Source organism: Pseudomonas sp. IT-P171 (assembly GCF_949767765.1).
Classification (GTDB): domain Bacteria; phylum Pseudomonadota; class Gammaproteobacteria; order Pseudomonadales; family Pseudomonadaceae; genus Aquipseudomonas; species Aquipseudomonas fluorescens_B.
Window position 1 is genome coordinate 60,616 of record NZ_CATKQN010000058.1, and the last position, 21,974, is coordinate 82,589.

The following is a 21,974-nucleotide window of genomic DNA, read 5'->3' on the forward strand; positions in this document are numbered from 1 at the left end:
GCCCCTGCGGGCTTTCTTGACGCGACGAGGCGCGAAAACGCGACTCACCTTACGTGACGCTTAGCGTCGAGTGGCGCGCATTATCCCGGTGCGGCGGGCGTGTAGCAAATGCTGGTTACATTTTGCACAACGAAATGTACCGATTGGTCCGTGAGTGGATGTCGTTTGGCCATTATCCACATCGGGTCGTGGATGTCTGTCGGCGCCGGGAGCCTTTTTCTTGACGAGAAGGCGGCTTTTTCAGTGAGCGTTTGCACCTGACTGTGTAGTCCCTGTGCCGGCGAGGTAGCTAAGCGACGCCGTGGACTACTACACTCGGTCATTCTTTGATACACGGAGGTTTTGACATGCGGCGCGTGGTATTCAATCAGAAAGGCGGCGTAGGCAAATCCAGCATTGCCTGCAATCTGGCGGCGGTCAGTGCCAGCGAGGGCTATCGAACCCTCCTGGTGGATCTCGACGCTCAGGCCAATTCTACCCAGTACCTCACCGGGCTCACCGGTAATGACATTCCGATGGGTATTGCCGACTTCTTCAAGCAGACACTGTCTTCGGGGCCGTTCTCGAAGAAAAACCAGGTCGATATCTACGAAACCCCGTTCGACAACCTCCACGTCATCACCGCCACTGCCGAGCTGGCCGACTTGCAGCCCAAGCTTGAGGCGAAACACAAGATCAACAAGCTGCGAAAATTGCTCGAGGAACTGGACGGCGATTATGACCGGATCTACCTCGACACCCCGCCGGCGCTGAATTTCTATGCGGTTTCAGCGTTGATTGCCGCTGATCGGGTGCTGATTCCGTTCGACTGCGACAGCTTCTCGCGTCAGGCGCTGTACGGCCTGCTGGCGGAAATCGAAGAATTGAAGGAAGACCATAACGAAGGGCTGGAGGTCGAGGGTATCGTCGTCAACCAGTTCCAGGCCCGTGCCAGCCTGCCGCAGCAGATCCTCGATGAGCTGATTGCTGAAGGTCTGCCGGTGTTGCCGGTGTATTTGGCGAGTTCGGTGCGCATGCGCGAATCGCATCAGGCCAACACACCGCTGATCCATCTTGATCCACGGCACAAGCTGACCCAGCAATTCGTCGAGCTGCATAACCTGCTGGAAAACGCCTGATTCGCGTAAACGACGCCGGCCATTGTGGTGATATTAAATCCCCTGGCTACGTAGCCAGCTCATCAACTGCGGCAACGGAAAGGCCCCGCTCTGGCGCGCCACTTCCCGACCGTTCTTGAACAGAATCAGGCTCGGAATCGAGCGAATCCCCAACTGCGCCGACAACTGCTGGTTGGCCTCGCTGTCCAGTTTCGCCAACCGGCACTTGCCCGCCAGCTGACTGGCTGCCTGCTCGAACACGGGCGCAAACGACTTGCACGGCCCGCACCAGTCCGCCCACACGTCCACCAGCAAGGGCAAATCACCCTTGATCTGGCTGGCGTAATCGCCTTGTTTCAGCTCGAACGGTTTGCTCAGCAGGACTTCGCCCTTGCAGCGGCCACATTTCGGATGGTCGCCGAGGCGCTCGGCGGGTATGCGGTTGAGGCCGTTGCAGTGGGGGCAGGGGATGAGGAGTGGGGCGGTCATGAGGGTGGTCCTTTTAAGAAGCCGTCCCCCTGATTTGGAGACGTTTGCTCATATTTTCAACCGTTCGAACAATCGCAGCGAATCTACGCTAGGAGAACGCTGGCGCGCCGCCGGTCGGCTGAAGATTATCGCAACTTGCGATATTCACTCCCTGTGGTTAACTCATCCATAGCCAATGCGATAAGGAAATTGCATGCGTGTGTTTTCTGAAAAACGAATATGGGATTCAAAGGAAAAATGGCCAAATTCAGCAACTGCGCTTGACCATTGGTATCGACTGCTCAAGCGAAATAGTCCTTGTGATTTTGCCGCCATGAAGTCGTTGTTTTCTGCGACCGACAAGGTTGGGGAGTTACATGTATTCGATATCGGGGGAAATAAGCTGCGCTTGATTGCATATGTCAGGTACCGGAGCCAAAAGCTGTACATCAAGCACGTACTGGATCATCGCGAATATGACCGAGGAAAATGGAAGGAGGGAAAAGAATGAGTGCATTGATCAAACAGGCGGCTGAGCACTGGGAGTTTGTTTCACCCTTGTTGCGGAAGCCGAAAAACGAAGACGACTACGACAGGCTTGTTCTTGCGCTCGATGAGTTGCTCGAAATAACAGGTGATGACGAGTCGCATCCTCTAATGAGTCTTGTCGACATCATCGGAGACTGGATAGAGGAATGGGATCACAAACATCACCCTATGCCCGAAGCCAGCGGTGCTGATGTTCTTGGTTACATGATGCGCGAGCACGGTTTGACTCAGAGCGATCTGCCTGGTGTTGGCACTCAATCGGTGGTGTCCGAAATCCTCAGCGGCAAGCGTCAGCTCAACCTGCGACAGATCCGTTGGTTGGCCGAGCGCTTCGGTACGTCAGTGGAAACCTTTATCTAGCCAGGTTCAGGAAGAACAACTGATCTCCAAATGCTTCCCCCACTCCGGCGGCCGCTCGGCATAGCTTTCCATCCCCGGCTGCTCCTCGAATGGCTTGCTCAGTACCGCATGCAGCCGGCGAACTTCTGAGTAGTCGCCGCTTTCCGCCGCGTCGATGGCTTTCTGCGCCAGGTAGTTGCGCAGGATGTAGAGCGGATTGACCGCGTGCATCCGTTGGCGGCGCTGTTCCTGATCAGCTTCACCTTCGCGTGCAACACGGGCGACATAGCGCTCGGCCCAGGCATCGAAGCCCTTGATGTCGACGAAGTCGTCGCGCAACCGGGCCACGGCCGGTTCCGGTGATTCATCACCGAGGCGGCGGAAGAACAGACTGTAGTCGACGCCGCTGTTCTGCATCAGTTGCAGCAGCTGTTCCAGCAGTTTCTGGTCGTCGTCTTCGGCGGTGGTGAGCCCGAGGCGGCGGCGCATCAGGTCCAGATAGTGAGCCTGGAACAGCGGCAGGTACAGGCCCAGGGTTTCACGCAGGGCCTCGACGCTGATGAACGGCGTCAAGGCTTGAGCCAAAGCGCTGAGGTTCCACTGACCAATCGGCACCTGGTTGCTGAAGGAGTAGCGGCCCTGGTCATCGGAGTGGTTGCAGATGAAATTGGCGTCGAAATCGTCGAGGAAGGCGAACGGGCCGAAATCGAAGGTGATGCCGAGGATCGACATGTTGTCGGTGTTCATCACGCCGTGGCAGAAACCATAGGCCTGCCATTTGGCGATGAGCTCGGCATTGCGCTCGACGATTTCGCGGAACATCGCCAGATAAGGTTCGGGCTGTTCGAGGCATTCGGGGAAGTGCAGGGCCAGCACGTGCTCGCCGAGTTCTTTCTGTTTCTCTGGGCGTTTGGTGTAGTAGAAATATTCGAAATGCCCGAAGCGCACATGGCTCGGCGCCAGGCGCAGGACCATGGCGGCGCGCTCCTGTTTTTCGCGCCACACCGGCGTGTCGGAGCCGATCACGCACAACGCGCGAGTGGTCGGGATGTTCAGTGCATGCAAGGCTTCTGAGGCGAGAAACTCGCGGATAGACGAACGCAGTACCGCGCGTCCATCGCCCATGCGCGAAAAAGGCGTCTGGCCGGCACCTTTGAGGTGCAGGTCCCAATGTTCGCCGGCCTCGTTGTAGACCTCGCCCAGCAACAGGCCGCGACCATCGCCCAGCTGCGGGTTGTAGGAACCGAACTGATGCCCGGAATAGACCATCGCCCGAGGCACCGCATCGGCCCAGAGCTTGTGGCCGCTGAACAGCTCGGCAAACTCCCCGGTTTCGGCCACGGCCGGATCAAGGTCGAGCAGCGCCATGGCGGCAGGGCTCGCGACTACGAGGCGCGGGTTGTCGATGGGCTCGGGCAGCACGTGGGCGGAAAACGTATCGCCCAGGCGATCGAAGCGGTTATCGAAGGTCAGTTCGTCGAGGGCTTTCACCGGCCATCTCCAGCAGAATGTCCGAGCATTCTGCTAGGGACGGGGCGGTTAGTCGAGCTTGGCGGCTGGTGGCTCTTGCGGTGGTTTGCCATCCACCAGCGGCACGATGGTTTTGGTTTCCGACTCGACCGGCACCATTTTGTATTCCTGGCCGTGCAGGTTCTTCAGGTAAACCTCCATCTGCCGGAACGAGATGTTGATGTGCTGTTTCTTGAACTCGCGGTTGATGAAGCGGTTGACCTCATCGAGCACCGGGTTACGGTCACCGAGGTCGCGCACATGCATGCGTAGCTCGTGGTCGAGGGTACTTTCGCCGAAGTTCAGGAAGTACACGTGGGGTTCGGGGTCTTTCAAGACACGCGGATTGTCCCGGGCAGCCTTCAGCAGCAGTTCTTTCACCAGGTCCAGGTCCGAGCCGTAATCGACGCCGAGCTTCAAGGTCACCCGGGTGATGGTGTCGGTCAGGGACCAGTTGATCAGTTGCCCGGTAATGAACGTCTTGTTCGGGACGATGATGTCCTTGCGGTCGAAGTCGGTGATGGTCGTGGCGCGGATGCGAATCTTGCTCACCGTGCCCGACAGGTTGCCGATGGTGATGGTGTCGCCGATCCGCACCGGGCGTTCGAACAGGATCATGATGCCGGAAATGAAGTTCGCAAAGATCTCCTGCATCCCGAAACCAAGACCGACCGAGAGCGCCGCCACCAGCCATTGCAACTTGTCCCAGCTCACGCCGAGGGTCGACAGGGTCGAGACAAAACCGACGCCGGCGATCACGTAGGACAGCAACGTGGTCGTGGCATAGGCGCTGCCCTGGGCCAGGTTCAGCTTCGACAACACCAGGACTTCCAGCAGCCCCGGCAAGTTGCGCGCGAGGGCGAAGGTGATGCCGATGATGATCAGCGCACCGAGCATGTCGCCGATGCTGATCGGCACCATGCTCATGTTGGCGCCGGTGCCGCTGGTGTATTCGTAGAGGGTGATGTTGTCCAGGTACGAGAACACCGAGATAAGGTCAGACCAGACCCAGTACAGCGCGGCCATGAACCCGCCGAGTAGCGCCAGACGAATCAGGCGCAGGGACTGTTCATTGACCTTTTCGATGTCCAGGGTCGGCTCTTCGATCACTGCTTCGCCGTCGCCAGCCTCTTTGGCGGCCTGACGTTTGGCCAGCGCCCGCTGATAGGCCAGGCGCCGTGCGGCAACACTGAGCCCTCGGACAAAGGTGGCTTCGATCACCAGCCAGAACATCAGCAGGTAAAGGGTGTTGATCAAGCGGTCGCTGAGTTTCAGCGCGGTGTAGTAGTAGCCAAAGCAGACGGCGACGAACAACGCGATGGGCAACGCGGTAAACAGGATGCCCACCGCCTTGCGGAACAGTGAGGCGTTCTGGTGCGTCGGGCTGCTGATCAGCAGGCGACTGAGCAACCAGGCCATCAGTGCGTAGCAGGTCAGCACCACCGGCATGCCGAGCACGTCATCGGCCAGTGCTGCCGGTTGCAGCTCGGCAACCGCCACCACGGCGACCAGGGCCATCACCACCAGACCCAGTCGGCGGACCCAGCCCTGGAGGAATTCGACCTGGGGTTTTTCCCAGCGGAAATGCAGTTCAGCGACGCCGCCCGGCGCGAGGATGCGGTAGGCGGTGTAGAACACCAGCCAGGCCTGGGCCATCTGCAACAAGGCCGAGCCCATGTTGGCGTTCTGCCCGCGAGCGTCGATCTGCAAGGCCAGGCCGCACAAGGCCAGGCCCAGTGCGACCGGCATGGCCAGCAGAATATTGATCAGAATCGCCTGCGGCGTGTGCAGCTGGCTGTCACGCTTGAAGTGGCCGATGTCCTGGTGAACCTTGTTCAGTCGGGCGTACAGGCTTTTGCGACGCCACAACAGGGCGCCGATCAGCAGAACCAACGGCAGGAACAGCAGCGGTCGCTGTGTCAGGCCGTCGATCAGTTCGCTCACGCTCGACGCCAGCGGCAGGGTCGCGATCTGGCGTTGCAGACGCTCCGGCACGCCGCGCATCCATTCCGGATCGAGCGGCTTGTTGCTCGGAATCCAGAACATCTGCTCATCGAGGGTCGCCCGCAGGCTTTGCGCGGTACTGAGCAGCTGTTTCTGATTGAGTTGCAGCGTGATCGATTCGTTGAGCACCGCGCTGAGTTCGCGGTTCAGCCGCTCCAGCAGGTCGGCGCGGGTCGTGGCCAGTTCCAGCAGGCTCTTGCGCAGTTGCGGGGTGACTTGCTCGGGAGGTTGGGTCGAGAGCAGGTTGTCGACGTAGGCCGCCGGGTTGCTGAGCAGTTCCCGTTGCTGGCTGACTTCGAACTGATACAAGCGGATATCGGCGATCTGGTCGGCCAGGTCACGGTCAAGCTTGAGGCGCGGCAGGCCCTGTTTCTGTTTGTAGAGAATCTTCGACAGCAGCAGGCTGCCCTTGAGCACGTTGATCTGTTCGTCCAGGGCCGAATCGCTCTGGGTCACGTTGTCCAGCTGCTGCTTGGTTTGCAGGTTCTGCTGGGTGACGACGTTCAAGCGGTCAGTGCTTTTGAGCAGATAGTCGGAAAGCTTCAGATTGGCCGCGCTTTCGGTGGCTAGCAGAGCGCTGCTGCCGGATTTCTGAGCTTCGATGGACTGCTGCGTCACGGTTTCCTGAGACTGGGCCAAGCGTTTCTGGTTGATCAGGGTTTGCAGCTCCTGGATCTCCCGGTCCAGGCGATCGGTTTTTTCCGTCAGCAAGTCATGCTGGCTGTTGCCCAGATCCTGCAACTGGCTGTTGCCGGCCAGTTCCTGGCGGCGCAGCGGGATCAGCGCGTTCAGTGCGGCCAGCTCGGCATTGAGCAGGTCACGCTGTTCGCCGCTCAAGGTCTTGCCGTTGTCCTTGCCAGCCTTGAGGATGTTGTTGATCTGCTGGATGCGCGTCTGGCTGGTGGAAATTTCAGCCTGGGCGCGCTCGGGCCGGGTCTGGGCGGTAATGACCAGGCTGTTCGCTTCGGCGAGGGCTTTTTGCATGTCGCTTTGCTGGGTCGAACGCTCGGTGAGCATCTGCTCCAGCTGCTGAATGGACTCTTTGCTATAGCGTTGCGCCACCGGCGTCACGTTGGTGGCCTTGAGGCGAGTCAGTTCGCGCTGGTTCTCGATGTTCTGCTTCGGCGCCGTGGCGAGTTGCTGCTTGAGATCGGTCAGCTTCCGCTCGTAATCACGCTTATTCTCGAGCTGGGTCAGCGTGTTCTGCAGGAGGGTCTGCAGGGCCTTTTGGTCGGCTTCCGGCAGTTTGCGCTCGGCAATCTTGTCCAGGTTTGCCTGCACGGCTTCGCTGGACGGCGGTTCGGCCGCTTGCAACGTACCGACAGAAAGACTCAAGCCCAGCAGGGCCATGATGAAAAAGGTGCGCAGGGTTGACATAGAGACCGATCGAAAACGAGACGAAGTGTGGAGTTTAGAGGAAGAGTCCCGGACCCGGGCGACTTCCTTCGGGGAATCTGACGCCCACTTTGCCGATCTTGTTCCCCTCCATGACCGCGACGGTCCAGATGGTGTTGTTCCATTCCACCTGGTCACCCACCACTGGCGCACCGCCCACTTTGTGGGCAATGAAACGGGCCAGAGTCATATCCGGATCGATGCCCTCGACTTTCAATCCGTACAGGGCAGCAACCGCGGCCAGCTGGGCATCTCCTTCCAGTACGAAGTCGCCGAAGAAGCGCAAATCCAGACCTCGTTGCGGTGCCTGGCTGAACAATTTTCCGAGGGCCGGAAGGTTGTGTTCGTGACCGATTACGCACAGCAAATCATCGACTTCGAGCACCGTACTACCCGACGGATGGAGCAGTTGCTGGCCACGAAACAGGGCCGCGATGCGCGTGCCTTCGGGCATTTTCAGTTCGCGAAGGGGCGAGCCGATGCACCATTTTTCAGCGCCGAGGCGATAAACGAACAGCTCCCACTCGCTGGTGACATGCACTTCCAGCGCGGCGCGGGAGATCGGCGCCGGCTCGGGCGGAACGGTCACCTTCAACAGCTTCGCCACCCATGGCAGGCTCGTACCCTGCACCAGCAGCGAGACCAGCACGATAAAGAACGCGAGGTTGAAGTACAGCTGAGCGTTGGGCAGGCCGGCCATCAGCGGGAACACCGCCAGGATGATCGGGACCGCACCACGCAGGCCAACCCAGGAAATAAAGGCTTTTTCCCGGCCGTGGAAGGCCTTGAACGGCAACAGGCCGACCATCACCGACAGTGGCCGTGCAAACAGAATCATCCACAGCGCCAGGCCCAGGGCGGGCAGGGCGATGGGCAATAAATCATGCGGCGTCACCAACAGCCCCAGCACCAGGAACATGCCGATCTGCGCCAGCCACGCCATGCCGTCGAGCATGTGCAAGATGCCGTGGCGGCTGCGCACCGGACGGTTGCCGATCACCAGGCCGCACAGGTAGACCGCAAGGAAGCCGCTGCCGTGCAGGGCGTTGGTCAGGGCGAACACCACCAGGCCGCCGGCAATCACCAGAATCGGATAAAGGCCGGTGGCCAGATTGATCCGGTTGACCAGCTGCAGCATCAACCAGCCGCCACCCAGGCCGATCACGCCGCCGATGCCGAACTCGCGCACCAGATGCACCAGCAGGTTCCAGTGCAGGCCGGTTTCGCCGCTGGCGAGCATGTCGATCAGGGTGACCGTGAGGAACACCGCCATCGGGTCGTTGCTGCCGGATTCGATCTCGAGGCTGGCGGTGACCCGTTCGTTAAGGCCCTTGCCGCCGAGCAGCGAAAACACCGCCGCGGCATCCGTGGAGCCGACGATGGCACCGATCAGCAGGCCTTGAATCAGGTTCAGATTGAACAGCCACGCCGCGGCCATGCCGGTCAGCCCGGTGGTAATCAGCACGCCGACCGTGGCCAGCGACAGTGCCGGCCATAACGCCACGCGGAAACTCGACACCCTGGTTCGCAAGCCACCGTCGAGCAGGATCACCGCCAGCGCGAGGTTGCCGACCAGATAGGCCGTCGGGTAGTTATCGAAAATGATGCCGCCGCCATCGACGCCGGCCGCCATGCCCACGGCCAGGATAATCACCAGAATCGGGATGCCGAGGCGGGACGAAAGTGAACTCACCAGAATGCTTGCACCTACCAGCAACGCGCCGATCAAGAACAGGCTGTTGATGGTCGTCGCATTCAAAGGCAGTACTCCAGAAAGCTGAAAGGCGGGCACAAACTGACCATGCAGTCTGCGTGCCAGCGATTCTAACCTGTTGAAATGTGATGCTGTCAAAAAGGTTTTTGACGGAGCGAACTACATCGCCAGATCGAGCGCATTTACTGTGGCGAGGGAGCTTGCTCCCGCTCGGCTGCGAAGCAGTCGCAAAAATCGGATCTCGTGTGGAACCTGATTCACCGCGTTGCCTGCTTGGGGTCGCTACGCGACCCAGCGGGAGCAAGCTCCCTCGCCACAGGGGCAGTGTTAGCCGTTAGAGACTAAACCGCCCAACCATGTTGTTCAGGTCCAGCGCCAACCGCGACAGCTCATTGCTCGCTGCGCTGGTCTGATTGGCCCCGGTTGCCGATTGCACCGACAGATCACGGATGTTCACCAGGTTGCGATCCACTTCCCGCGCCACCTGCGCCTGCTCTTCGGCCGCGCTGGCGATGACCAGGTTGCGTTCGTTGATTTCGACGATGGCGCTGTTGATCGTGTCCAGCGACAGGCCGGCACCCCGGGCGATGTTCAGGGTCGACTCGGCACGCTCGGTGCTGTTGCGCATCGAATCCACAGCGTGTTCGGTGCCGCTTTGAATGCTGCCGATCATCCGTTCGATTTCACTGGTCGACTGCTGGGTGCGATGCGCCAGGGCGCGGACCTCATCCGCCACTACCGCAAAACCACGACCGGCTTCACCCGCGCGAGCGGCTTCGATCGCCGCGTTCAACGCCAGCAGGTTGGTCTGGTCGGCCAAGCCACGGATCACATCCAGCACCTTGCCGATGTCACGGGATTCATTCGCCAGGTCGCCAATCAGCGTGGCGGTGCTCTGCACATCGGCGCTCATGCGTTCGATGGCGCTGACGGTTTCCTGAACCAGATCGCGGCCATCGCCAGCCGATGTGGTGGCGTTCTTCGACGCTTCGGACGTGCTCACCGCGTTGCGCGCCACTTCTTCCACGGCGCTGGTCATTTCGTTGACCGCGGTGGCAGCCTGTTCGATCTCGTTGTTCTGTTGGGTCAGGCCGCGTGCGCTTTCGTCGGTGACGCTGTTGAGCTCTTCGGCGGCGGAGGCCAGTTGCGTGGCCGAGCCGGAAATCCGCTGCAGGGTGTCGCGCAGCTTGTCCTGCATCTTCGACATGGCCAGCAGCAAACGACCGGCTTCGTCTTCGCCATCAACGGTGATTGGGCGAGTCAGGTTACCTTCGGCGATTTCTTCGGCAGCGCTCAAGGCATTGGCGATCGGTTTGGTAATGCTGTTGGTCAGCAACCAGGCAAACAGCACGGTCAGGCCGGTGGCGATGACCAGCAAAGTGATCACCAGATTGAAGGACATCGAATACTGGTCACCTGCATTGCGGTCGGTTTTGTCGATCTGCAGGGTATTGATTTCAAGCAACTTCGCGAGGGCTGCGTTGACTTCTTCGGAGTTGGCGAGCAACTCGGTGTTCAACATCTTGCGCAGGTCGTCGACCTGATTGTTGCGCGAGAACGTCTTCATCCGCTCTTCGAGTTGGCGATACTGCGCCAGCAACTGCACGTACTTATCATAGGCGGCGCGTTCTTCCGGGCCATCGATCAGTTGCTCGTAGACTTTCTGGGCATCGCGGATCTGCTGGTTGCGCAGGTCGAACAGTTCCATGGTTTTCTGCTGAACATCAGGTTCGCGGTTTACCAGCAAACGATAGGACAGGACCCGAAGTCGCAAGGTCAGCTGGGTGAACTCATCCAGGCTTTTGATGCTCGGTACGCTCATGGAGGCGATGTCTTCACCGGCACCACGGATCTTGCTCATCTGGTTCAAGGCAAACACACCCAGAACCAGCATCAAACCGCCAATCAGAGCGAAGCCGAGGAACGCCCGCGGCGCGATATTCATATTACGAAGGGACATGGTGTTTACCGAAAAGAGCGCAGCCGTGCGGCGCTGGGACTGACGTATGGATGACTTATCGGTCATACGACTAAAGTCTTGAATGCCTGTGCGTATTTGTCGCAGCGAGGGCCCGGCGACGAAGTGCAGGAACCAGATTCGCCAATCACAGTCTTTAAAGTTCGCGAGGAAGGTCACCCGCCAGCAAAATCAAGGCCTTGCGCCCCAATAACCCTGGCATCCGTGGTGACTTTTCTTTATCGTACGCGCCCTTTGAAAATGCCTGGAAAATCAAAATGTTGGAAGCATCCCTAAGCCAATTGGAACAGCTGGTCAGCGACCTTGTTCAACAGAACCAGAACCTGCTCGGCACCAACCAGACCCTGAGCGCAGAATTGGCCCAGGCCAAGGATGAAAACGAAAGCCTGCAACTGAGTCTGATGGAACAGGAAGAAAAACAAGGCGCCACCGCCGCCCGCATTCAGGCCCTGGTTGAACGCGTCAGCGCCGGCCCGGTCAGCGCATGAGTCAGGGCGCCGCAGGGGTAAAAGTCGTCTCGATCCTGGGGGAGGACTATTCGATCAAGGCGCCGGCCGGGGAAGAGCAAACCCTGCTGGACGCCGCCATGATGTTGAAAGCCGCTTTGGCCGACACCAAAAGAAAGTACCCGACGCTGATCGGTGACCGCCTGCTGGTGCTGGCAGCCATGAATCTGTGCTCGCAGCAGATCGAAATGCAAAAGCAACACAAGCTCGAACTCGACCGTTACCAAGAGCAAGTCAGCGCCACGGTTGAAGTGATCTCCAAGACGATCAATCAGGCCTGATCGGCTTTGCGCACAACCAAAGAATAAATTGTCGTTTGTGTTGTATACAATCGGCACGGCTGTTGCAGTGTTTCAGCCTCTTATTCTTTGGGGGTGCTCCATGCAGTTCTGGCGACGCAGTATTCAATGGCAGTTGATCCTGAGCATGGGCACCGCCCTGCTGGTCAGTATTCTGATCGTGGTTGGCATTTATACCCTCGTGGTCAACCGTCTTGCCCAGAGCTACCTTGTCGAACAAGCGCTGCCGTCGAGCATCGAAGCGATGCGCAACGACATCGAACGCATCCTGGTGCAACCCCTTACCGCCGCCAAGGACATCGCCAGCAACAGCATGGTGCGTGACTGGCTGGCCGGGGGTGAAGACAGTGCCCGGACCGCCGCGTTCGTGGAGTATCTGGAAGGCATTCGCGCGGAACACAAAGCGTTTACCGCGCTGATCGTCGGCACGGCTTCAAACCACTATTTCACTGAAAAAGGCCTGGACCGGACCCTCAGCCGTTCCAACCCCAAGGACGCCTGGTTCTACTCGTTCCTCGACAGCAACCAGCCGCGCACCCTCAATATCGACAATGACACCGCGACCGGAGAGTTGGCGCTGTTCATCGACCTCAAGGTCGAACAGGCCGGCAAAGTCGTGGGCGTTGCGGGCCTCGGGTTGAGCATGAAAGAGCTATCGGAGCTGATCCACAACTTCAACTTTGGTGAGCGCGGCAAGGTCTATCTCGTACGTTCCGACGGTTTGATCCAGGTTCATCCCGAGGCGCAGTTCAGCGGAAAACGGACCCTGGCCGAGCAAATTGGCGGCTCAGCGGCGCAAACAGTCATGGGTCAAAAAGCCGCCACCAGCAGCGGATTCACCCGCGACGGCGAAGATTTCCTGGCATTGAGCCTGCCTTTGCGGGATCTGGGCTGGACCCTGGTGGCCGAAGTGCCACAGTCGCAGATCTACGCCGAAGCCCGCCGTGCCATGTGGATGAGCAGCGGCATCGGTCTGGCGGTGGCGCTGGTGTGCCTGTTGCTGGTGGTGTTGCTGGCCCGTGGCCTGGTGCGCCCGATTCGTCAGGTAACAGCGGCATTGGTAGCCATCGGTAGCGGTGGTGGAGATTTGACCCACAGGTTAGATTCCAGTCGCGCCGATGAGCTGGGCGACCTGGCGCGCGGTTTCAATCGATTCCTCGACAGTCAGCGCGAGATGATCGGTGAAGTGCTGACCACCAGTGAGCGCTTGCGCACCGCAGTCAGTCAGGTGGCGAAGGTTGTTCACAACACCGCCGAACGCTCCGGGCGTCAGCAGGAAATGACCGACATGGTCGCCACCGCCGTCCACGAAATGGGCCTGACTGTGCAGGAAATCGCGCAGAACGCCGGCAACGCCGCAGTTGCTTCGCAGAATGCTCGCGATGAGGCGATGCAGGCGCGGGAAGTGGTCGGCGGTTCGATCCGGCATATTGAAAGCATGTCCGATGAAATCGGCCACGCCGCTAGCGCGGTAGGCGAGCTGGCCAATCAGGTGGCGTCCATCGATCAGGTGCTGGCGGTGATTCGCGGGATTTCCGAGCAGACTAACCTTTTGGCGTTGAACGCAGCCATCGAAGCGGCGCGGGCCGGGGACATGGGGCGTGGATTTGCGGTGGTGGCGGATGAAGTGCGCACGTTGGCTCGACGTACGCAGGCCTCCACCGATGAGATCCAGCAGATGATCGGCAGCCTCAAGCAGGGCGCGGAGAACGCGGTGTCGTCGATGCACACCGGGCAAGCGGCGACGGGCACCGGGGTTGAGTCCAGCCAGCGCACCGGGGCGTCGTTGACGGCGATTACCGGGCAGGTCGAGCGCATCAGCGACATGAACCATCAGGTGGCGACCGCGACGGAAGAGCAGTCGGCGGTGACGGAAGAGATCAACCGCAATGTGCAGGGGATTTCCGATCTGGCCCGGGCGACGGCGGGGGAGGTCAGGGCTTGCCGTGAGGACTGTCAGACGTTGCAGCGGTTGGCGGATGATCTGGCGCGGCAGATGGGCAGTTTCAAGCTGAAGTGATGTGTTGGTTGTGCTGATGCCATCGCGAACAGGCTCGCTCCCACAGGATTCGGGTGTTGATCACATTATCTGTGACGACAGAGATCCCTGTGGGGGCGAGCCTGCTCGCGATTGGATTTCAGCAGCATTGCAAAGCTTTAGTTAAAACCACTCATCCTGCATCCCAAGACACACATCATCCCGAGCCTCAAGAATCGCCAGTTCATGGTGGCAACCCGGCACTTCCCACGTCAGGAAATACCGCGCCGCCTGCAGCTTGCCCTTATAGAAGCCCACATCCGCCGCATTCCCTTTGGCCAACCCTTCCTCGGCGCGAATCGCCTGTTCCAGCCAGCGCCAGCCAATCACTGTGTGCCCGAACACTTTCAGGTACAGCGCCGAGTTCGCCAGACTGCTGTTGACCTTGCCTTGGCCCAGATCGGTCAGCAGGCCAATGGTCACGGTCTGCAGGCGTGCCACCAGTTTCTCCAGCGGTTCACGCAACGGGGTCAACGAATCGTATGCGTGAGCGCGCTCGGCAGTATTGGCGATCAGGCGGATCAATTGCTTGAGTCCCGCGCCACCGTTCTGCGCCAGTTTGCGCCCCAACAGGTCGAGCGACTGAATGCCGTGGGTGCCTTCATGAATCGGGTTCAGACGGTTGTCGCGGTAATACTGCTCGACCGGGTACTCACGGGTGTAGCCGTGGCCGCCGAGAATCTGGATCGCCAGTTCGTTGGCCTTCAGGCAAAACTCCGACGGCCAGGATTTGACGATCGGCGTCAGCAAATCCAGCAGCTCATGCGCCTGTTTGCGCTCGCCTTCGGTTTCCAGTGTCGTGGTGTCATCGAACAATCGCGCCGCATACAACCCAAGGTCGAACGAACCTTCGACGTAGGCTTTTTGCGTCAGCAACATGCGTTTCACGTCAGCATGTTGAATGATCGCCACCGGCGCGGTGTTCGGGTCTTTGCTGTCCGGCACGCGGCCCTGTGGGCGCTCGCGGGCGTACTCCAGCGAATACAGGTAACCGGCGTAGCCGAGCATCACCGCGCCCATGCCGACGCCGATCCGCGCCTCGTTCATCATCTGGAACATGTAGCTCAAACCGTGGTGCGGCTTGCCCACCAGATAGCCGACGCATTCGCCGTTGTCGCCGAAGTTCAGCGCCGTAGACGTGGTGCCGCGCCAGCCCATCTTGTGGAACAGGCCGGCCAGCAACACGTCATTGCGCTTACCCAGGCTGCCGTCATCGTTGACCAGGAACTTGGGCACGATAAACAGCGAAATCCCCTTCACCCCGGCCGGCGCGTCCGGCAGTTTGGCCAGCACCATGTGCACGATGTTTTCCGACAGCGGGTGATCGCCGCCGGAGATGAAAATCTTGTTGCCCTTCAGGCGATAAGTACCGTCCGACGCCGGCTCCGCGCGGGTACGAATATCCGACAGGGATGAGCCAGCATGGGGCTCGGTCAGCGCCATGGTGCCGAAAAAGCGGCCGTCGATCATCGGCTGCAGGAAGCGTTGTTTCTGCTCTTCAGTGCCGAAGCTTTCGATCAGGTTCGCCGCGCCCATGGTCAGGAAGGGATAAGAAGTTGACGCCGCGTTGGCCGATTGAAAGTGCGCGAAGCAGGCCTGGGACAACAGTGTAGGCAGTTGCATGCCGCCGGCGTCGAAACTGCGCGCAGCGTTGAGGAAACCGGCTTCGAGGAAAGCATCCACGGCCGGTTTCACTTCCGGAATCAGAATCGCCTGGCCGTTCTCATAGCGCGGTTCGTTCTCGTCACCCTTGCGGTTATGCGGGGCGAAGAACTTCTCGGCGATGTTGCGGGCAGTGCCGATGGCAGCATCGAAGGTCTCGCGATTGTGCTCGGCGAAACGCTCACGCTGTGTCAGGCCTTCGGCATCGAGGACTTCATACAGCTCGAAAGCCAGATTGCGGGAACTGAGCAACGTCTCGGACATGGCGGCCTACCTTTTTTTGGAATGGACCGAGTCTAGGCGTGGGAATAGAGGCTGAACAGGATGATTGATGAGCGTGATGGTGGGATGCGGGCAGCGCGAATCAAATGTGGGAGCGAGCCTGCTCGCGATGAGGCCATAACATTCAACATATTAGTTGAATGCTATACCGCTATCGCTAGCAGGCTAGCTCCCACAGGGATGTTGCTGACCGGGCGACCATTGCGGACGCCCGGTCTTGTTGCGATTTAGCCGATCGTCATCAAGCTTGCATTACCACCCGCCGCAGCGGTGTTAACACTCAATGCCCGCTCGATCACCAGACGCTCCAGCGCGATGTTGGTCTCGCCCTGGGACAACCCGTGAACCCCGACGATCGCCCCGGCACGCTTGGCCACTTGCTGGCAAACCGCGCGCAGCTGATCGGAATGGCCGTGATGCAGGACCGCATCAAACACCACTTCGTCCTTGTTCCAGTCGGCAACCAGCTTGATCTTCGCCTGAATTTCCTTTGGCATGCGTGCGAACAATGCCTTGGTCAAGTCAGCTTCCGGCCAAACCGCCGAACCACCGACAGCCAATACCGCCGCCAGTTGAGTCAACAGATCGCCTTCGACTTCCGCCAGGCACAGCACGTGTTCACGCGGCAGAATGGCGTAGCTGTTGCGCTCGCCAGTCGGCCCCGCCAGCACACGGGTGATCCCGCTTTGCGATTGCGCCGCGAACTGCACGCACAGGGTGCTCAGGTCGCTGAGCTTGTTGCTGTCGGCCCAGGCTTGCAGCGCAGTCAGCGGTTTGCTCATGGCGTCACGCAGACGAACATCCGGTGCAGTGACGGCATCGCCGCGAGCGAAGGACTGTTCGATCGCATCGGTAGGACGGGTCGACAGCAGGCGGTACAGGTACAACGGACCACCGGCTTTCGGGCCAGTGCCCGACAGGCCTTCGCCACCAAACGGTTGCACGCCAACCACAGCGCCAACGATGTTGCGGTTCACGTAGACGTTACCGGCGTTGACGTTGTCGATCACCTTGGCGATGGTCTCGTCGATACGCGTGTGCACGCCCAGCGTCAGGCCGTAGCCGGAAGCGTTGATCTGGCCGATCAACTGGTCGATGTCCTTGCGCTTGTAGCGAACCACGTGCAGCACCGGGCCGAAGATCTCGCGTTGCAGTTCGTCGAAGCTCTCCAGCTCGATCAGCGTCGGCATCACGAAGGTGCCGCGTTTGACTTCTTCGCTGTTGGCGATCGCCACCTGATACACATTGCGACCTTTGTCGCGCATGGCCTGGATGTGCTTCTCGATGCCCGCCTTGGCTTCGGCGTCGATCACCGGGCCGATGTCCACGGACAGGCGCTCAGGGTTGCCGAGACGGCATTCAGCCATGGCGCCCTTGAGCATTTCGATGACGCGATCAGCGGAATCTTCCTGCAAGCACAGTACACGCAGCGCCGAGCAACGTTGACCGGCGCTGTCGAAGGCCGACGACACCACGTCGATCACAACCTGTTCGGTCAGTGCCGAGGAGTCGACGATCATCGCGTTCTGGCCGCCGGTTTCGGCGATCAGCGGAATCGGACGACCCTGTGCATCCAGACGACCGGCGACGTTGCGTTGCAGCAAGCGAGCGACTTCGGTGGAGCCGGTGAACATCACGCCTTTGACCCGATCGTCACCGACCAGACGGGCGCCAACGGTTTCGCCACGACCCGGCAACAGTTGCAGCACGCCTTCCGGAATCCCGGCTTCGAGCAACAGGCGCACGGCTTGAGCGGCGACCAGCGGGGTTTGTTCCGCTGGCTTGGCCAGAACCGGGTTACCGGCGGCCAAGGCAGCAGCCACCTGACCACTGAAGATCGCCAGCGGGAAGTTCCACGGGCTGATGCAGACCACCGGACCCAATGGGCGGTGGGCGTCATTGGTGAAATCGTTGCGAGCCTGCACGGCGTAATAACGCAGGAAGTCCACGGCTTCGCGCACTTCGGCGATGGCGTTGGCGAAGGTCTTGCCGGCTTCGCGAGCCAGCAGGCCCATCAGCGGCTGAATCTCGCCTTCCATCAAATCGGCGGCACGTTCCAGGATCGCAGCACGTTCGGCGGGCGGAGTGGCCTGCCAGATCGGCGCAGCGTTCAGGGCGCACTGGATCGCGTTGTCGACGTCTTCGACGGTTGCTTCCTGCACATGGCCGACCACGTCACGCAGATCGGACGGGTTGAGCACTGGCGCAGGTGTTTCAGTGCTGGAGGCGCAACCGAGCATCGGTGCGGCCTTCCAGTGGTTGTGAGCGGTGGCCAGCAAAGCGCAGGACAGCGAAGCCAGACGATGTTCGTTGGCCATGTCGATGCCGCTGGAGTTGGCGCGCTCGGCACCATAAAGGTCACGCGGCAGCGGGATACGCGGGTGCGGCAGGCCGAAGCCGCCTTCCAGCGTCGCCATCTGCTCGATGCTGGCCACTGGATCGGCCACCAGCTCCTGGATCGAAATGGACTGGTCTGCGATACGGTTGACGAACGAGGTGTTCGCGCCGTTTTCCAGCAGACGACGAACCAGGTACGCCAGCAGTGTTTCGTGAGTACCAACCGGAGCGTACACGCGGCACGGACGGTTCAGCTTGCCTTCGGAAACTTTGCCTACAACCTGTTCGTACAGCGGTTCACCCATGCCGTGCAAGCACTGGAACTCGTACTGGCCGGGGTAATAGTTCTGCCCCGCGATGTGGTAAATGGCCGACAGGGTGTGGGCGTTGTGCGTGGCGAACTGCGGATAGATGACTTCCGGCACCGACAGCAGTTTGCGCGCGCAGGCGATGTAGGAAACGTCGGTGTACACCTTGCGGGTGTAGACCGGATAGCCTTCCAGGCCTTCGACCTGGGCGCGCTTGATTTCGCTGTCCCAGTACGCGCCTTTTACCAGGCGGATCATCAGGCGATGACGACTGCGACGCGCCAGGTCGATCACGTAATCGATCACGTACGGGCAACGCTTCTGGTAAGCCTGGATCACGAAGCCGATGCCGTTCCAGCCGGTCAGTTGCGGCTCGAAGCACAGGCGCTCCAGCAGATCCAGCGACAGCTCGAGGCGGTCGGCTTCTTCGGCGTCGATGTTCAGGCCGATGTCGTACTGCTTGGCCAACAGGGTCAGCGACAACAGGCGCGGGTACAACTCGTCCATCACACGCTCGTACTGCGCACGGCTGTAACGCGGGTGCAGTGCCGACAGTTTGATGGAAATGCCCGGGCCTTCATAAATCCCACGACCGTGGGACGCTTTGCCGATCGAGTGGATGGCTTGTTCGTACGAGGCGAGGTATTTCTGCGCGTCGTGCTCGGTGAGTGCGGCTTCACCCAGCATGTCGTAGGAATAGCGGAAGCCTTTGGCTTCGAACTTGCTGGCGTTGGCCAGGGCTTCGGCGATGGTTTCGCCGGTAACGAACTGCTCGCCCATCAGGCGCATGGCCATGTCGACGCCCTTGCGGATCATCGGCTCGCCGCTTTTGCCGATAATGCGGCTCAAGGACGAAGTCAGGCCGGCTTCATTGTGGGTGGCGACCAGTTTGCCGGTCAGCAGCAGACCCCAGGTGGCGGCGTTGACGAACAGCGACGGACTGTTGCCCAAGTGCGGGTGCCAGTTGCCGGTGCTGATCTTGTCGCGAATCAGTGCGTCGCGAGTGCCTTTGTCCGGGATGCGCAGCAGCGCTTCGGCCAGGCACATCAGCGCCACGCCTTCCTGGGACGACAGGGAAAATTCCTGCAGCAGGCCCTGAACAATCCCGGCACGGCCGCCGGCGCTCTTCTGATTGCGCAGTTTCTCGGCAATCGAGGCCGCCAGCTTGTTGGTGGCTTCGGCCATGGCGACCGGCAAGCGAGCCTGTTCGATCAACATCGGCACCACTTCCGGCTCAGGGCGACGGTAAGCGGCGGTGATCGAAGCACGCAGCACCGATTGCGGCAGGATGCTTTCGGCGAACTCGAGGAAGCACTGGTGTGCATGGTCGACATGGACTTCGCCACTGTCGTCAGCCTCTTTGGAGGTCAAACCGTTCAGCTCGGTCAGGGTTGCACCACCCTCGAGTTTTTCCAGGTAATTGAAAATTGCCTGCTTGATCAGCCAGTGCGGCGTGCGATCAATCGAGGTCGCGGCCGCCTTTAGGCGCTCGCGGGTCGGGTCATCAAGTTTGACCCCAAGGGTGGTGGTAGCCATATTTTTATCCTCATGTTTGCCACGACCGCGTGGCATCAGCTGGCCGCAAGATTAGCTGGGCAACCTTTGAGGTGCAACCGGGTGCAACCCTTTTTTTGTCGGAATTATAAGCAGCTCGTCAGGAAATAAATTCCGATACGAACGTACCGCACTTGCTTGGTGCTTTTAATTCTAGGAACGGTCGTTGACTGCGCTAAAAGGAAGCAAAAACCGGCTTTTTTCGGATAAATCCGACTAGGTGCAACTTATTCTCGCGAAATGGGTTGCACCTTATTTGCATTGTTGAATAGCATTCGCGGCTAAGGTGCAACCAGTCAAAAAGACAGGTGTATCTGGCTGATGGCTTTCCTGGGGAAACATCAGTCATAAATGCGCGGGATCTGAAATCGTCTGTCAAACGTCGTCGTTTGCGCGCGGTTCACCAGCCGCCGCTACATAAAAACAAAGCCAGGGCGTAACTTAATGAGCGTAAGCAATCCAACCCTGATCACCTTCGTGATCTACATCGCAGCAATGGTGCTGATCGGCTTGATGGCCTATCGCTCCACCAACAATCTTTCTGACTACATTCTGGGCGGTCGCAGCCTGGGCAGCGTCGTGACTGCATTGTCCGCCGGCGCCTCCGACATGAGCGGCTGGTTGTTGATGGGCCTGCCGGGCGCCATCTACATGTCCGGCCTGTCCGAGAGCTGGATCGCCATCGGCCTGATCATCGGTGCTTACCTGAACTGGCTGTTCGTCGCCGGCCGTCTGCGCGTGCAGACCGAGCACAACGGTGATGCACTGACCCTGCCGGACTACTTCTCCAGCCGCTTCGAAGACAAAAGCGGTCTGCTGCGGATCATCTCCGCGGTCGTGATCCTGGTGTTCTTCACCATCTACTGCGCTTCCGGCATCGTGGCCGGCGCCCGCCTGTTCGAAAGCACCTTCGGCATGTCCTACGAGACAGCGCTGTGGGCCGGTGCTGCGGCGACGATTGCCTACACCTTCGTCGGCGGTTTCCTGGCAGTAAGCTGGACTGACACCGTACAAGCCACGCTGATGATCTTCGCTCTGTTGCTGACGCCGATCATCGTGCTGTTGGCCACCGGCGGCGTCGACACCACGTTCCTGGCCATCGAAGCGAAAGACGCCAGCAACTTCGACATGCTGAAAAACACTACCTTCGTCGGCATCATCTCGCTGATGGGCTGGGGCCTGGGCTACTTCGGCCAGCCGCACATCCTCGCGCGTTTCATGGCGGCGGATTCGGTCAAGTCGATCGCCAAGGCTCGCCGCATCTCCATGGCCTGGATGATCCTGTGCCTGGGCGGCACCGTGGCTGTAGGCTTTTTCGGTATCGCTTACTTCTCCGCGCACCCTGAAGTCGCTGGTCCTGTGACCGAAAACCCGGAGCGCGTGTTCATCGAGCTGGCCAAAATCCTCTTCAATCCTTGGGTTGCCGGTGTCCTGCTGTCGGCTATTTTGGCCGCGGTAATGAGCACCCTGAGCTGCCAGTTGCTGGTGTGCTCGAGCGCCCTGACCGAAGACTTCTACAAAACCTTCCTGCGCAAAACCGCTTCCCAGGTTGAGCTGGTTTGGGTCGGTCGCGCCATGGTGCTGCTGGTTGCCCTGATCGCTATCGCGCTGGCGGCTAACCCGAACAACCGTGTACTGGGTCTGGTCAGCTACGCCTGGGCCGGTTTCGGTGCTGCGTTCGGTCCGGTTGTGCTGATCTCTGTGATCTGGAAAGACATGACCCGCAACGGCGCACTGGCCGGTATTCTGGTTGGCGCGATCACCGTCATCGTGTGGAAACACTTCGAGCTGCTGGGTCTGTACGAAATCATCCCTGGTTTCATCTTCGCCAGCCTGGCGATCTACATCGTCAGCAAACTGGGCAACCCGACGGCGGGCATGCTTCAGCGCTTTGCCGCTGCCGAGGCAGATTTCCGCCTGAACAAGTGATCGGGA

Annotated in this window: 14 protein-coding genes and 2 pseudogenes; 8 read left to right on the plus strand and 8 right to left on the minus strand. The window is 59.8% G+C overall.

All coding sequences use genetic code 11. From position 1 onward, the window contains the following. The first annotated feature begins 347 nt into the window (after positions 1–347). Entirely contained in the window at positions 348–1,118 is a 771-nt protein-coding gene (locus ACM6I5_RS26540; RefSeq protein WP_017336170.1) for a ParA family protein, read from the plus strand. A gap of 33 nt (positions 1,119–1,151) precedes the next feature. Here ACM6I5_RS26540 and trxC read toward each other — a convergent pair whose 3' ends face one another. Continuing rightward, positions 1,152–1,586: a thioredoxin TrxC gene (gene trxC, locus ACM6I5_RS26545; RefSeq protein WP_414879963.1), complete on the minus strand. Its 435-nt coding sequence runs from the start codon at positions 1,584–1,586 to the stop codon at positions 1,152–1,154. Between the two features lie 193 nt (positions 1,587–1,779). Between trxC and ACM6I5_RS26550 the strand changes: the two genes are divergently transcribed. Both ACM6I5_RS26550 and ACM6I5_RS26555 read left to right on the plus strand, forming a co-directional pair. Further along, on the plus strand, positions 1,780–2,076 hold the full coding sequence (locus tag ACM6I5_RS26550) for a type II toxin-antitoxin system HigB family toxin (RefSeq protein WP_017336172.1): 297 nt from the start codon (positions 1,780–1,782) through the stop codon (positions 2,074–2,076). Then, positions 2,073–2,474, plus strand: a complete 402-nt coding sequence (locus tag ACM6I5_RS26555; RefSeq protein WP_017336173.1) for a helix-turn-helix domain-containing protein — start codon at positions 2,073–2,075, stop codon at positions 2,472–2,474. The genes ACM6I5_RS26550 and ACM6I5_RS26555 overlap by 4 nt, the downstream gene beginning before the upstream one ends. Positions 2,475–2,480: 6 nt before the next feature. On the opposite strand, the gene selO is transcribed toward ACM6I5_RS26555, so the two are convergent. From selO to ACM6I5_RS26580, 5 genes and pseudogenes are all read right to left on the minus strand, one after another. After that, on the minus strand, positions 2,481–3,944 hold the full coding sequence (gene selO / locus ACM6I5_RS26560; RefSeq protein WP_414884986.1) for a protein adenylyltransferase SelO: 1,464 nt from the start codon (positions 3,942–3,944) through the stop codon (positions 2,481–2,483). Positions 3,945–3,992: 48 nt separating this feature from the next. Next, the gene (gene mscK, locus ACM6I5_RS26565) at positions 3,993–7,343 is read right to left on the minus strand and encodes a mechanosensitive channel MscK (RefSeq protein WP_414884987.1); all 3,351 of its coding nucleotides are present in this window, start codon (positions 7,341–7,343) and stop codon (positions 3,993–3,995) included. A 34-nt stretch (positions 7,344–7,377) separates the two neighbouring features. After that, positions 7,378–9,120, minus strand: coding sequence for a potassium/proton antiporter (locus ACM6I5_RS26570; RefSeq protein WP_017336176.1), 1,743 nt, complete (start codon positions 9,118–9,120; stop codon positions 7,378–7,380). Positions 9,121–9,409: 289 nt separating this feature from the next. Continuing rightward, positions 9,410–10,282, minus strand: coding sequence for a methyl-accepting chemotaxis protein (locus ACM6I5_RS26575; RefSeq protein WP_404942955.1), 873 nt, complete (start codon positions 10,280–10,282; stop codon positions 9,410–9,412). Next, a pseudogene (locus ACM6I5_RS26580) lies at positions 10,265–11,101 on the minus strand (MCP four helix bundle domain-containing protein); the annotation flags it as partial. The gene ACM6I5_RS26575 and the pseudogene ACM6I5_RS26580, both read right to left, overlap by 18 nt. Positions 11,102–11,310: 209 nt before the next feature. On the opposite strand from ACM6I5_RS26580, the gene ACM6I5_RS26585 reads away from it, so the two are divergent. The 4 genes and pseudogenes from ACM6I5_RS26585 to ACM6I5_RS26600 all read left to right on the plus strand — a co-directional run bounded on the left by ACM6I5_RS26585 (position 11,311) and on the right by ACM6I5_RS26600 (position 13,878). Further along, positions 11,311–11,541 (plus strand): hypothetical protein, encoded by a 231-nt coding sequence (locus tag ACM6I5_RS26585; protein WP_017336178.1) that lies wholly within the window; start codon positions 11,311–11,313, stop codon positions 11,539–11,541. Continuing rightward, positions 11,538–11,840, plus strand: coding sequence for a cell division protein ZapA (locus ACM6I5_RS26590; protein ID WP_017336179.1), 303 nt, complete (start codon positions 11,538–11,540; stop codon positions 11,838–11,840). Before ACM6I5_RS26585 ends, ACM6I5_RS26590 begins: the two co-directional genes overlap by 4 nt. A gap of 145 nt (positions 11,841–11,985) precedes the next feature. Then, positions 11,986–13,014, plus strand: a pseudogene (locus ACM6I5_RS26595) (cache domain-containing protein); the annotation flags it as partial. 132 nt (positions 13,015–13,146) lie between these two features. After that, positions 13,147–13,878: a methyl-accepting chemotaxis protein gene (locus tag ACM6I5_RS26600; protein WP_414879998.1), complete on the plus strand. Its 732-nt coding sequence runs from the start codon at positions 13,147–13,149 to the stop codon at positions 13,876–13,878. Positions 13,879–14,019: 141 nt separating this feature from the next. Here the strand turns inward: ACM6I5_RS26600 and ACM6I5_RS26605 are convergent, their stop codons facing one another. Both ACM6I5_RS26605 and putA read right to left on the minus strand, forming a co-directional pair. Next, positions 14,020–15,822 carry an acyl-CoA dehydrogenase gene (locus tag ACM6I5_RS26605; protein ID WP_414884988.1) on the minus strand — a complete coding sequence of 601 codons (1,803 nt, stop codon included), beginning with the start codon at positions 15,820–15,822 and terminating at the stop codon, positions 14,020–14,022. A gap of 245 nt (positions 15,823–16,067) precedes the next feature. Beyond that, complete coding sequence (putA, locus tag ACM6I5_RS26610; RefSeq protein ID WP_414884989.1) at positions 16,068–20,021, minus strand: trifunctional transcriptional regulator/proline dehydrogenase/L-glutamate gamma-semialdehyde dehydrogenase; 3,954 nt, start codon at positions 20,019–20,021, stop codon at positions 16,068–16,070. Positions 20,022–20,483: 462 nt separating this feature from the next. On the opposite strand from putA, the gene putP reads away from it, so the two are divergent. Further along, positions 20,484–21,968 (plus strand): sodium/proline symporter PutP, encoded by a 1,485-nt coding sequence (gene putP, locus ACM6I5_RS26615; protein WP_414884990.1) that lies wholly within the window; start codon positions 20,484–20,486, stop codon positions 21,966–21,968. Positions 21,969–21,974: the final 6 nt, after the last annotated feature.

Bases quoted from the DNA above. Each gene is read 5' to 3' on its own strand.
- putA (WP_414884989.1), bottom strand. From the start codon at position 20,021: ATGGCTACCACCACCCTTGGGGTCAAACTTGATGACCCGACCCGCGAG.
- putP (WP_414884990.1), top strand. From the start codon at position 20,484: ATGAGCGTAAGCAATCCAACCCTGATCACCTTCGTGATCTACATCGCA.
- ACM6I5_RS26605 (WP_414884988.1), bottom strand. From the start codon at position 15,822: ATGTCCGAGACGTTGCTCAGTTCCCGCAATCTGGCTTTCGAGCTGTAT.
- ACM6I5_RS26550 (WP_017336172.1), top strand. From the start codon at position 1,780: ATGCGTGTGTTTTCTGAAAAACGAATATGGGATTCAAAGGAAAAATGG.
- mscK (WP_414884987.1), bottom strand. From the start codon at position 7,343: ATGTCAACCCTGCGCACCTTTTTCATCATGGCCCTGCTGGGCTTGAGT.
- ACM6I5_RS26585 (WP_017336178.1), top strand. From the start codon at position 11,311: ATGTTGGAAGCATCCCTAAGCCAATTGGAACAGCTGGTCAGCGACCTT.
- ACM6I5_RS26590 (WP_017336179.1), top strand. From the start codon at position 11,538: ATGAGTCAGGGCGCCGCAGGGGTAAAAGTCGTCTCGATCCTGGGGGAG.
- ACM6I5_RS26600 (WP_414879998.1), top strand. From the start codon at position 13,147: ATGGTCGCCACCGCCGTCCACGAAATGGGCCTGACTGTGCAGGAAATC.
- trxC (WP_414879963.1), bottom strand. From the start codon at position 1,586: ATGACCGCCCCACTCCTCATCCCCTGCCCCCACTGCAACGGCCTCAAC.
- ACM6I5_RS26540 (WP_017336170.1), top strand. From the start codon at position 348: ATGCGGCGCGTGGTATTCAATCAGAAAGGCGGCGTAGGCAAATCCAGC.
- ACM6I5_RS26575 (WP_404942955.1), bottom strand. From the start codon at position 10,282: ATGTCGAAGATGCAGGACAAGCTGCGCGACACCCTGCAGCGGATTTCC.
- ACM6I5_RS26555 (WP_017336173.1), top strand. From the start codon at position 2,073: ATGAGTGCATTGATCAAACAGGCGGCTGAGCACTGGGAGTTTGTTTCA.